General features: G+C 48.6%; 9 protein-coding genes and 2 pseudogenes. 10 read left to right on the plus strand and 1 reads right to left on the minus strand.

Annotation, left to right across the window (positions count from 1 at the left end; translation table 11 throughout):
• Together FTT83_RS14405 and FTT83_RS14410 are read left to right on the plus strand one after the other, a co-directional pair.
• Positions 1-119: pseudogene (locus FTT83_RS14405) on the plus strand (IS5/IS1182 family transposase); the annotation flags it as partial.
• A gap of 15 nt (positions 120-134) precedes the next feature.
• Positions 135-1,169 (plus strand): annotated as a pseudogene (locus tag FTT83_RS14410) (RNA-guided endonuclease InsQ/TnpB family protein); the annotation flags it as partial.
• A gap of 266 nt (positions 1,170-1,435) precedes the next feature.
• On the opposite strand, the gene FTT83_RS14415 reads toward FTT83_RS14410, so the two are convergent.
• Positions 1,436-3,781 carry a DUF1989 domain-containing protein gene (locus FTT83_RS14415; RefSeq protein ID WP_180176796.1) on the minus strand — a complete coding sequence of 782 codons (2,346 nt, stop codon included), beginning with the start codon at positions 3,779-3,781 and terminating at the stop codon, positions 1,436-1,438.
• Positions 3,782-3,940: 159 nt separating this feature from the next.
• On the opposite strand from FTT83_RS14415, the gene FTT83_RS14420 reads away from it, so the two are divergent.
• From FTT83_RS14420 to FTT83_RS14455, 8 genes are all read left to right on the plus strand, one after another.
• On the plus strand, positions 3,941-5,122 hold the full coding sequence (locus tag FTT83_RS14420) for a sensor histidine kinase (RefSeq protein ID WP_086197617.1): 1,182 nt from the start codon (positions 3,941-3,943) through the stop codon (positions 5,120-5,122).
• A 1-nt stretch (position 5,123) separates the two neighbouring features.
• Entirely contained in the window at positions 5,124-5,840 is a 717-nt protein-coding gene (locus FTT83_RS14425) for a response regulator (protein ID WP_004704319.1), read from the plus strand.
• A gap of 25 nt (positions 5,841-5,865) precedes the next feature.
• Positions 5,866-6,645 carry a PAS domain-containing protein gene (locus tag FTT83_RS14430; RefSeq protein ID WP_180176795.1) on the plus strand — a complete coding sequence of 260 codons (780 nt, stop codon included), beginning with the start codon at positions 5,866-5,868 and terminating at the stop codon, positions 6,643-6,645.
• Between the two features lie 146 nt (positions 6,646-6,791).
• Positions 6,792-8,156: an NAD(P)-binding domain-containing protein gene (locus FTT83_RS14435; RefSeq protein ID WP_180176794.1), complete on the plus strand. Its 1,365-nt coding sequence runs from the start codon at positions 6,792-6,794 to the stop codon at positions 8,154-8,156.
• Positions 8,157-8,396: 240 nt separating this feature from the next.
• A complete protein-coding gene (locus tag FTT83_RS14440; protein WP_004704312.1) occupies positions 8,397-8,936 on the plus strand; it encodes a dimethylamine monooxygenase subunit DmmA family protein in 540 nt (179 codons plus the stop codon).
• A complete protein-coding gene (locus FTT83_RS14445; RefSeq protein WP_031953670.1) occupies positions 8,933-9,877 on the plus strand; it encodes a PDR/VanB family oxidoreductase in 945 nt (314 codons plus the stop codon). Before FTT83_RS14440 ends, FTT83_RS14445 begins: the two co-directional genes overlap by 4 nt.
• Positions 9,878-9,892: 15 nt before the next feature.
• Positions 9,893-10,912, plus strand: coding sequence for a DUF3445 domain-containing protein (locus tag FTT83_RS14450; protein ID WP_180176793.1), 1,020 nt, complete (start codon positions 9,893-9,895; stop codon positions 10,910-10,912).
• Positions 10,913-10,974: 62 nt separating this feature from the next.
• The gene (locus tag FTT83_RS14455) at positions 10,975-12,105 is read left to right on the plus strand and encodes an aminomethyltransferase family protein (protein WP_004704305.1); all 1,131 of its coding nucleotides are present in this window, start codon (positions 10,975-10,977) and stop codon (positions 12,103-12,105) included.
• Positions 12,106-12,570: the final 465 nt, after the last annotated feature.

The raw sequence follows: 12,570 nt of genomic DNA on the forward strand, positions 1-12,570 counted from the left end.
CTTGGTTAGAAAAATGCAGAAGGCTCTGGAAAAACTGTGAAAAGCACCTAAATACGAGCCTTCAGTTCATTAATTTAGCCTTTTTAAGGCTACTTTTGCATAGAAAATATTCTGGATAGGTTCTAAAAGAATGGCAACGTCAATATAAAGCAGATAAGGAATATAGAGATCAGTGTGACTATTATGGCGTTCAGGTGGATAAAAAACTTCTAAATAAACCATCCGAAGCTAAAATAAGAAAGCACTTAAACTCGTTCAAGCGTGAGAAATACCCTTTCATGCTTAAAGTGACCAAATGTGCGCCACAACTTGCGATTAAGCAATTGGGTAGTTCATTTGATCGTTTTTTTAATGGTCAATCCAAATATCCAAAGCCTAGAAAAAAAGGCGTAGATGATCGCTTCTCATTATCAAATGACCAATTCAGCATTAAAGATAGAAAAATTAGTATCCCAAACTTGGGTTGGGTAAAAATGACTGAGGATTTGCGTTATCAAGGAAAAATATTATCAGCGAAAATATTTAAACAGGGTGGTAAGTGGTTTGCTTCGATTGCTGTTGAATTAAATCAGCCTGAGAAACTTCACCCCAAAACAGGTTTATCTGTTGGTATTGATTTAGGTGTTTCCAGTCTTGCCACTTTATCTAATGGCGAGGTTGTTCCATCAAGTGCGCCACTAAAGAAACAGCTTGCCAAGTTAAGACGACTTGCTAAGTCTTTTAGCCGTAAAAAGAAAGGTAGTCAAAACAGAGAAAAAGCGAAAACCAAGCTCTCTCGTTTGCACTACAAAATATCATGCTTGAGAAAAAACAATCTTCATCAAGTCACATCTGATTTAGTTAAGCGATTCGATCTGATTGCGATTGAGGATTTAAATGTGAAAGGTATGGTACAAAACCGTAAGCTCTCAAGAGCCATATCGGATATGGGCTTTTATGAGTTCAAGCGACAGTTGATTTACAAGGCTAAACAGCATGGCAAATCAATACTTTCTGTTGGACGATTCTTTCCAAGCAGCAAGATGTGTTCGAATTGTGGTGAATTAAACCAAAACCTGACACTTGCAATGCGTGAGTGGCGATGTTCATGTAACACCCTGCATCACAGGGATATTAATGCTGCCATCAATATTCTAAAACATGCAGATAAAGAATTGGTGGCTACATAAGCCACCAATGGCGGTGAGTTACACCGTGACAGCCTATGGAATTGAGGTAATCCCAAGCGCAATAGCAATTGGTTCTTGATGATGAAGTAGGAATTAAACATTAAACCCACGTAAGTAGGTTTAAGTAGGTTTTAAATAACGGTTAAAGCACCGCACCCTCTAGAAAAATGCAGCGCTGGTCTTATGTTCAGGATGGCTGTTCAGCGGTGGCAATGTTCAGCTTTAAAGAGCATCCAACAGCTAGGCAAAAATGATGGGTTGGATAATCAACTTTTCACTCTTAACCTTTGTGGATCATAAAAAGGCAACTCCACCACTTTGGCTTTTAGGCGTTTTTTAAGACCATCCAGTTGTCCAACTTCGACAGCGGTGCCTGTTAGGGCATACTGCGGTGCAAGGCGGCACAGGGCAATCTGTTGTTGCAGCAAAGGGGAGTTGGCTGCACTGGTCACCACACCTACAGGAAAACGTCCAACATAGACCGGGTCGCCATGCTGGACCGCTTCATTGCCTTCCAGGACCAGGCCCATGAGTTTATGTCGGCTTTCCGGCGCCTGATTTTTCATGGCCTGTTTGCCGATAAAATCTTCTTCCTTGGTTTTCATTGGTACCGTGAAACCAATGCCGGCTTCATAGGGATTGGTTTCGGCTGAAAACTCATGCTGTGCAAAGATCAGCCCAGCTTCTATGCGCAATAAATCCAGGGCATCAAAACCGAGCGGAGCAATCTCATATTGCTGGCCTTCCTGCCAAACGGCATCCCAAAGCTGTTCGGCATGGCTAGGATGACACCAGACTTCAAAGCCCAGCTCACCGGTATAGCCGGTGCGTGATACCATGACCGGAATCCCGTCTGTACCGCCCAGCTTGCCGAGGGTAAAGTGGAACCATGCTAATTTTTCTACGCTTGGCTGATGTTCCTGCGTCCAGATCAGTTGCTGCAACAGCGCACGGCTGTGTGGACCTTGCACTGCAATATTGTGAATATGCCGGGATGAATTGCGGATGCTGACTTTATAGCCATGCTGCTGTGCCAGCTGTTTCAGCCAGGTTCCTGAATATTCATCACCACAAATCCAGCGGAAACAGTTTTCACCCATGCGGAAAATCGTGCCGTCATCCACCATGCCGCCTGTTTCCAGACAGGAGGCCGAGTAGGCAATTTCACCCACCGCCAGTCTGCGGATATTGCGGGTCAAGGCATACTGCATAAAAGCTTCTGCATCCGGGCCGGTAATTTCAAATTTGCGCAGCGCGCTTAAATCGATCATGGCGACCCTTTCACGGCAGGCCAGATATTCCGCTTTGGCACCCCAGCCGTCGTATTCATTGGCAATCCAATAGCCGTGGTACTCACTGATTTTTGAAGTAAGCGCTTGGATGCGCGGAAAAAATCCTGATGCTTGGGTCATGCGCGGCAGTTCCTCGGGGTCAATTCGATAATGCTGGGAGCGTGGGAAATGCTGATCCTGATCATAAATCCGGACCAGAATATCCGTCGGTACCCAGCCATTGGAAGGATCAATATCGTCAGGGCAGGCAGATGATGCACACAGCAGATCGCGGTGGGCACGCAGCAGGACATAATCTCCCGGTTTGGACCACGGTTCTGCCATGCTGATTGCACCGCAAGGTTCAACAAAGGTGTTGTAAAACAGGTTAATGGCAGGCCATGCATTGCGGCTTTGGATGCCAAAAGGCTGCAGAACCTGGTTAAAGTTATCGGTGCAGGAAATATGGCCAAAGTAGCCGGAATCGTTATAGAACTTCGGACTGCAAGCACTTAGGAACATATCGTGCCGACCCACGGTGTCTTGAACCACTTCGGCCAGCGCTTGCAGATCTGAGGCAAAAAACTTAGAGTGCAGCCCGGGAGCCGGGGTGGCATGCCCCAAAATGGTCCGGGTGGCCATGGCATCCAGACCCAGTTCTTGGCCTTGGGCCAAAGCCTGGGCATCAAAGGCTAAAAAATCGGAACACTGCTTGCCCGACAAGTCTATAATTTGAATCCATTGTCCTGCTTTAACGCTATACGTCCGTGCTGAAGCGCGTGGTATCAGAATTTCCTGCACCGGTTTGGCTAAAGGCTGCGGCAAATAATAATGCACGGGCTGGGCTTTAAATAGCGTCACTGGAACTTCATCTATGCAGTACTGCTGCTGTACATTCATGTCCAGGCCGGTATTCAGCACGATGACTTGAATTGCCGCCGATGCCTGAAAAATGTTCTTTCCAGGACTATGCAAGGTCAGCGCCTGCTCCAGCCAGTCAGGCTGTATAGCATGTTGTGCTAACTGCTGTTTCAGGCGCTGGCTAGAGGCGCTGGCCTGATTTAACTGTGCATGTGTAGCCCGAGCACCATTGGCCACTAGGTGGGATTCGGCCTGTAGTGCCTGTAGCAATTCTGGCTTAAGCTGCTGTTCTGTATTGAAAATCAGTAGATCAATACTCTGTTGTTCAGGTAAGTCAAATTGAATGCGATCACCCGCATCCAGGTCAAAAATGTGCATGCACTGTGCATCTGCGCGCAAATACAGTTCATGGATTGGCTGCTGCAGATGAATATATTCATCTGTCACTGCAGTGGCTAAAGCTGAAGTAAGCGTTCCCATAGATGAGCCCAAAGCGTCCCGCTGGTTCTGATGCTCTTCATTTCACACATATTCTGCTGGAACAGCAATTTCTCCAGAGGTATACCCTGAATAGGGTAGTGCTGGATGTTGGCATGATTCCTGCTCAAATAATTTAACTGTAAAGAATAATTCAGCAGCATGGCGCATCTTGCGAGTGAAGTGATGAATGACAGCAAAATAGAGACAGAGCGGGCCATAAACCAGGCAGGTGATTTAGATCAGACCCAACGGCTGCTTCGCCAGCGTGAATTGACGCTGTTTTATCTGCAGGCCAAATTAAAGCTGATGCAGATTCAGGATACCAAGGCCGAATTGCCACTTTTTCTGCAATGGCTGAAACAGCATTTTCCTGTGCCGGACTTGCCGGAATATTGTCTGGTGATGTGCTATCCCTTCACTCAGGAATGTTTCATTTTTCATGCCTTGGCGCAACCGCTGGCGCAGTCTGAGGTACGTCTGCTCCAAGAGCAGCTGCTACCGCGTTCTGTAGCGGTGATGCAGCAGGATGTGCCGCTGCTGCTGGGGCAGCATGATTGCCTCTCGCTGTTTACTGGACAGAATTTTGCAGTCTGGCGGGTCTATTTAAACTATTCGGCAGCCCAGCCGGTGGACGTGGAGCTACTGCAGCAGCTGGATCAGGCTTTGCAATCGGGCTTTCAGGAACGTGCGCTACAGCAGGAGCGCATACAAACCATATTGCAGCAGGAGCGGCGTGATTTTTCGGCTGACTTACATGACAGCATTGCGCAAATTATTGGATTCTTAAGGTTGAAATCCGCGCAGCTGAACCAGCAATGCAAACAGCAGCCTGGCTATGCACCGTTGCTGGAACAGACCGAGGAGCTGGCGGCTTATACCCATTATGCTTACCAGCAGGTGCGTGAATTAATTACCGCCTCACGCTTAACCTATCAGGAACTGGATTTTTTCACCGCGCTGAAAAAAATTATTGCCGAATTTGAACATCAGTCCAGTGTGGCTTTTGAACTGGATAACCGTGTTCCACAGCTGAAAGTCAGTGCCAGACAGTCGGTACAGCTGCTGTATATCATCCGTGAAAGCCTGAGCAATGTTGTACGTCATGCTCACGCCAGTACAGCCGTCATTTCTGTAAAGCGCAATTTCACTCAGCAGCTGCACATTCAGATTGCAGATAATGGCCGCGGCATACAGGCAGGGCGGAAACGGCCGGACAGTTTCGGACTGGAAATTATGCAGGAACGAGCCGAACGGATTGGTGCTGTGCTCAGTATCCGCCCGAATCGTCCCTGCGGCACCTGCGTTGAACTGATATTAGACCTGAGCACTGGAGGGAAGTGAGATGAATAAAATTGCAGTCAGTATTGTAGATGACCATGCGCTGTTCAGGCGCGGTGTGGCGGATATTATCCGCCAGTCCGAGCATTTTGATGTACAGCAGGAATACAGCTGCGGATCAGCATTTTTGTCAGCACTGGACACCGCGAACATTGAATTGCTGCTGTTGGATGTACAGATGCCGCAGATGAGCGGCATTGAGGTACTAAAATGCATCCGTGAACGCAATGTCGATCTTAAAGTGATTATTTTAACTGCCAGCCTGGAGGACAGCATTGTATTGGATGCCATTCGTCTGGGTGCCAATGGCTTTTTGCCCAAAGATACCTTGCCGGAAGATATTCTGCTGCAACTGCATCAAGTCATACAGGGCAGGACCGTACTGCATGCCGATGGGGTAGCTTTGCTGGCGCAGCAAGTCCGGCAGCAGACGTCACCCTTAGCCGCTGCCTTGCATAAAACCTCTGAACAGGTGCTATTGCAGCGTAAACTTCTGTCGGAAATGACACAGCGGGAGCAGGAAACGTTAAAGCTGATCGCAAAAGGCTTGAACAATAAACTGATTGCCCGTGAATTAGGCATCAGTGACGGTACGGTAAAAGTCTATGTGAAAAGTCTGCTACGCAAACTGAATGTGCATTCACGGCTGGAGCTTTCCGTGTGGGTGCATCAGCAGCTTAACACTGCAGATTTTGATATTTATCCCTCGTCTTCCGTTTAAGGTTCACCGTGCGAGTAATGCTGATATGTCGAAAATAGCGCTGCCTTCCAGCAAAGATGGGCTGAATATGGACTTGAATCAGGATTGGCCTGAACTGTTTGACCAGTTTGCCGATATTGCACTATTGCTGGATAGTCATGGCGTGATTCAGCGCAGTAATCGTACCTGGCACAACTTGCTACAGCTGCAACCGGATGCTGCAGCACAGCGCTTACCCTTGAGCTACTGGCTGTATTCCGAAGATAGTTTGACCTTCCAATGTGCCCTCATGGCCGGACGGCCGTGTAAGCTAGCACTGCGCCTGTTAATCCCGGAACAGCCCTTGGTATGGTTTGATCTGTCGCTGCAGCCGATCTGTGCCGGTGCCGGAAAAAACCAGTTGCGGGGATGGTGCATTTTAGGCACGGAGCAGACGCAAAAAATCCGGCAGCAAGAACTGCAGGATGCACAGCAGCGCAGTCTGCATGATTTGCTGTCGCGCTTGCCGGTCATGCTGTACCGTTCACGCAATGACTGGAACTGGACCATGGATTATGTCAGCAGCGGCTGTCAGCAGATAACCGGTTATCACAGTGAGCTGCTGATCAATACGCCGCGCTATGGACAGCTGATTCATCCCGATGACCAGCAGTATGTCTGGGACAGTATCCAATTGGCTGTGCAGCATCATCGCGTATTTCATTTACATTACCGTATTCTCACTGCCCAGAACAGCATACAGCGGGTACAGGAAATCGGGCAGGGCCTATATTCGCAAAGCGACATGGTGCTGGGTCTTGAAGGCGCTGTATTTATCCAAAACTGAGGGAATGCAAGCCGCTAAAGCGGCATGACCCCAGGTCATATCCCATTGTGCATACCCCATCTGAGGAATTTCGAAAAGATCTAGGCCTGTCTAAGGTAATGGCATCACGGCAGTTTTGTTTAAAACAGATCACATGGAGATTCACCATGAAACGAGTTGCAATTATTGGGGCAGGGCCAAGCGGGATGGCGCAACTGCGCGCTTTTCAATCTGCGCAAAGCAAGGGCATCGAAATTCCGGAAATGGTATGCTTTGAAAAGCAGGCCGACTGGGGTGGTCAATGGAACTACACCTGGCATACCGGCCTGGATAAACATGGTGAACCGGTGCATAGCAGCATGTACCGTTATCTGTGGTCGAATGGCCCGAAAGAATGTCTGGAATTTGCAGACTATACCTTTGATGAGCATTTTGGCCGGCCGATTGGTTCTTATCCGCCACGTGCCGTGCTGTGGGACTATATCAAAGGCCGGGTAGAAAAAGCCGATGTACGCAAATATGTCCGCTTCAACAGTGCGGTGCGCCATGTCGAGTTTCACCCGGACAGCAAACAGTTTTCAGTGACGGTGCATAACCATGTCACCGACGAGATGTATACCGAGACTTTTGATTTTGTGGTGGTGGCTTCTGGACATTTTTCTACCCCCAAAATTCCTGAATATGAAGGTTTCGGCAGTTTTGGTGGGCGGATTTTACATGCCCATGACTTCCGCGATGCACTGGAATTTAAAGGGAAAAATGTACTGCTGGTCGGCAGCAGCTATTCTGCTGAAGATATCGGTTCACAATGCTATAAATATGGTGCGAAGCAGATTATCAGCTGTTACCGCAGTTCACCGATGGGCTATCACTGGCCTGAAAATTGGTCAGAGCGTCCGCAACTGCTGCGGGTCGATCAGACCCATGCCTATTTTGCCGATGGTAGTTCGGCCGAGATTGATGCCATTATTTTATGTACTGGCTATTTGCACAGTTTCCCTTTCATGTCGGAAAGCCTACGTCTAAAAACCGATAACATTCTCTATCCGCTGCACCTGTATCAGGGTGTGGTCTGGGAAGCCAATTCGCAGCTATTTTATTTAGGCATGCAGGATCAGTGGTATTCCTTCAATATGTTTGATGCACAGGCCTGGTATGCGCGCGATGTGATGCTGGGTAAAATTGCCTTGCCGAGTTTTGCCGAGATGCAGGCCGACACCCAAGCCTGGCATGAGGAAGAAAAAACCCTGCAGGATGCAGCAGCCATGTTCAAATTTCAAGGCGACTATATTATGCGCCTGATTGATCAGACCGATTATCCAAGCTTTGATATTGAAGCGGTGCGGCTGACCTTTTTGCAATGGAAAAAACACAAGCAAGAAAACATTATGGCCTTCCGTGACAATACTTACCGTTCATTGATGACCGGGACGATGGCAACGCCGCATCATACGCCCTGGATTGATGCCCTGGATGACTCCCTGGAGGCCTATTTACAGACCGAGGCCAACCTACAGCAAAAGGCAGGTTAGCACGGTCAATGCTTGACCCGTAACACTGCCGGGCAGCCCCATAACACATAGTAACAACCTGGCATACGTTTCTTCTGCAGCAGCTGGTTTCCAGCTGCTTTTTTTATTTCCGCATTAGCTTAAAAATCTCCCCCGCATATCGTGCTTTACCCCTTAGTGGGTATGATTTAGAGGGAATGGCCAGGCGGCGTAAAAACCTTTAAATATCTGATTATGTAGTTCTTATATGAGGTTTCTCAAATGATGGAAGCCATGCACAGTACCCCCAGATATGACACTGTAGAAACGCTGCACTGGAATGCACCCAAGTATGTTCTGGTGTTGCAGCATGCAGCATCGGCAGTGACCCGGAAATTAACCGAAATGAGCAAACAGCATCCGCAAACGGTGCAGCTGATGTTGGACAGTCAACAAGATCCAGCCTTGGCTGGCCTGCTGCATGAACTAGAGACAGTGCTGCAGCAGGAAAAGGCCGGCGTGCGTACCGTGGTCTGCGGTGATGAATCCTTTGTTTGGACAGTACAGCAGTGCCTGGTGGGTACGGGCTGCCTAGATGAGGAAATCAGCTTGATTGCGGATAGCTCCAGCCTGCAAAACCCGCGTAAAAAAGTCTACTGCGTGCACTGCGGTCATACCCAGAACACCGTTAAAGACGAGCTTTGTAGCTGTGAACAGTGTCAGGTCGAACTGCTGATCCGCAGTCATTTTTCTGAACGCCTTGGCGCCTATATGGGAGTCTGTGCCAATGCGCATCAACCTATGGGAGCACTCAGCGCATGAACCCAACCGTTCCTGTCCATGTAACCCGAATTTATCAAGTTACCCCGATGATTCGCGAATTTACCTTGGCCGCTTTAGATGCCCCCTTGCAGCCGTTTTCTTCCGGCAGTCATGTGATTGTACAGTTGCCAGTTGAAGGCCGCATCATCCGCAATGCCTATTCATTGCTGAATGCCCCGTATGAGCAGCACCAGTATCAAATTGCGGTGCGCTTGCAGGAGAACTCGCGTGGCGGTTCGCAATACCTGCATGAAAACATCCAGGTGGGCGATACCCTAAATATTTCTGCGCCGCTGAATTTATTTTCCCTCAATTCTCAGGCCCAGCATCATGTATTTATTGCCGGCGGCATCGGCATTACCCCGTTCCTGTCGCATATGAAATACCTGCTGCATGCCGGGCACAGTTTTGAACTGCACTATGCCTGTCGTGACGGCATCAGCAATGCCTATGAAGATATGCTGATGCAGCTGTTTCATGACCAGGTACATATTTATTCGGAAAAAACCCAGCGCCGTTTGGATATAAACGCATTGCTGAGCCAGCAGTCCCTCGGCAGCCATGTCTATATTTGCGGGCCAGAGCGTCTGATTCATGCTGTTGTTGACTGTGCACAAATGCTGGGCTGGTCAAAAAAACGTGTGCATTGGGAAGCTTTTTCTTCGCCTGCACCGGGAGTCGCATTTGATGCCGTGCTCAGTAAAAGCCAGCGCCGTATTCATGTGCCCGGCGATTTTAGCCTGCTGGAAGCACTGGAACAAGAAGGCATTGAGGTACCCAATCTCTGCCGCGGCGGCGTATGCGGTCAATGTGCCACGTCCTACAGCCAAGGCGAGGTAGAACATCTGGATCATTATTTAACGGTGCAGGAGCGCTCGGCGCAGTTGATGCCTTGCGTTTCGCGTGCCAAACAAGGCCATTGCCTGCATTTAGACCTATAGCTTTGGGAGATTACGATGACGGTTCAATTTAACCCCAATGAAAATATGCATGATCAGTTTCACTACCATAACAGTGCAAAGGCGATTGCCCGTTTTCCTTTTCCATTTCCCGAAGACCAGTATATGTATTCGGTGAATATTGAGCCTGTTGTTTCAAGGCCGGATAGCATTTTTGAGCATTGGTTCGATGTAGATGAACATTATGTAACGGAAATGAACGAGCGCCGTTTAACCCTGGAAAAGGATCCGAAACGTTGCATTATCATGCCTCACATGCGTCAAGCAAGCTGGGACTTTTTGGAAATGGTGATGCTGCATTATGCGGAAGACTACCCTGAACATTTCCAGCTGGAGCGCGATGGCCTGAACTGGCACTGGGTCAATCAACCATTAAATATCGACGTCCATTTTATTTTTGGTCAGGCAGACAGCTTGCCGATGGAGCCGTTTGAATTTATCAGCCGTCAGTTCCAAGGCGATATTGCCTTGCTGGATCAGCGTGATGGCGATCTGTTTATGGATGCCGGCATGATCACCGGCCCTGCAGACTGGTCACTGAATTTTGATGCCGGCATGAGTTTTAAGCAATGGCACGCCCCTGTACCAAAACTGGCACATAACCTGGGGGTGTTTGAGCGCGCACTCAAATTCCTGCTCAACATTCAGGTTGGCCAGCCCTACCGACGTCTGAATTGGACAATGACCATCAATCCGCGTATGGATACTTCCTCGGAAACCTATCATTTATGGGGACATGAACGCGGTCTGGTCACTGCGGAAAATGCCGGTGAACTGGTGCATTTGCGGGTGGAGCTACAAACAATGCCGCGTCTGGCACGCAGCAATGCACTGCTGTTCAGTATCCGCACTTATCTGATTAGCCTGAATGATTTGACCCGCAACCCGGCATGGGCCAAGCGGCTATACCGCGTAATCCGCGATTTGCCTGAGCCGATCGCAGAATACAAGGGCATCAGTGAATATCGTGAACCGCTGGTGCAATGGCTCAGCCAGTTCGATGGCGTAGATGAATAACAGCTCAGTTTCAAAAATTAAGTAATCAGCACATTTTAAAATATTCAATAAGGAAGACCTGTATGGCAAACTCTTGGCGCATTTCTGCATTGGCAGCCCACCACCGTCAGCTCGGTTCAAAATTAGAAGACTGGAACGGCATGGGAACAGCATGGACCTATGATTCGGATATTGCAGATCACTATACGGCTATCCGCACCAAAGCCGGATTGATGGATGTTTCGGGCCTGAAAAAAGTCCATTATGTCGGCCCGCATGCGGAAAGCCTGCTGGAATATGCAACCACCCGCGACATTTCCAAATTGTATCCCGGCAAATCCGTGTATGCGACCATGCTGAATGAGCAAGGAAAATTTGTGGATGACTGCGTGATTTACCGTACCGGACCAAATGCCTTTATGGTGGTGCATGGCACAGGCATTGGCTATGAAATGCTGATTCGCTCAGCGGCTGGGCGTCAGGTTGCGGTACTGTTTGATGATGACCTGCATGATTTATCGCTGCAAGGGCCATTGGCCGTGGACTATTTAGCTCAACATGTCGCGGGCATTCGTGATTTGCCCTATTTTCACCATCTGCAAACCAAACTGTTTGGTGCGCCTGTCATGATTTCACGTACCGGCTATACCGGCGAACGCGGCTATGAAATTTTCTGTAAGGCGGCCGATGCACCGATGATCTGGGAAACCATTCTCAGTACCGGCGCTGAATATGGCATTATTCCCTGTTCATTTACCACGCTGGACTGGCTGCGTACAGAAAGTTATTTACTCTTCTTTCCGTATGATAATTCAGAATATTTCCCCTTCGAGAATGATGTCTGCGGCGACACCTTGTGGGAACTCGGCCTGGATTTCACGGTTTCACCGCATAAAGGCGAATTCCGCGGCTGCTATGAGCATCGCCGTTTAAAAGGCAAAGAACGCTTTAAAATCTTCGGTGTATTGCTGGAAGGCGATCAGGTGCCTGCAATGGGAGATACCTTATGGGACGGCAATCAGCAAGTGGGGGTCATTACCTGCGGTATGCATTCGCCGCTGACCGGTAAAACCGTGGCCATCGCACGTCTGGATGTGCCTTATGCAGAGCAGGGTAAAGCCCTGCAGGTCAAAGGCAGCCTGGAGGTAAATGCAATCGCGCATACCTTGCCATTTGATGATCCCGAGAAATTAAAACGTACCGCAAAAGGCTAAGTAGCCAGCAATCCACTCAGCCTAAAAAAATCCTGCTAACTGCAGGATTTTTTTAGGTGTTCTATTTGACCCGTTTGAGCAGCCGATGAGTCTGGAGCTGAGCCTGCTTTAAACTGATGGGAAGCCGTTTTCCTATTCCCTTTTATTTGAATGACGCGCATGGACATGACCTGCGATGTAGACATGTAGCAAGTTGCAACACATCTCGAGAATAGCGGCATAGGTCATAGTCGTAGAAGGTATTTTAGAATCCTTGAACAAGGGCAGAAACGCTGCAACAGGCTTTCAGAGGGGTAGTCAGAATTGTACCCGGCTGGCAATAAAAGCGTTGAGTTCAGTCTTATCTTCATCGAGCGTAAGACCCCCACCGACAGTCAGGTGGGGGATATAAGCGAGTGGCGATAGCCATAAAAAATCAAATATCGCCTTTATTACAGTGCTTTATTTTGCTATAATTCACCCATA

The sequence above is a fragment of the Acinetobacter sp. YH01018 genome, assembly GCF_013420295.1.
GTDB lineage: Bacteria > Pseudomonadota > Gammaproteobacteria > Pseudomonadales > Moraxellaceae > Acinetobacter.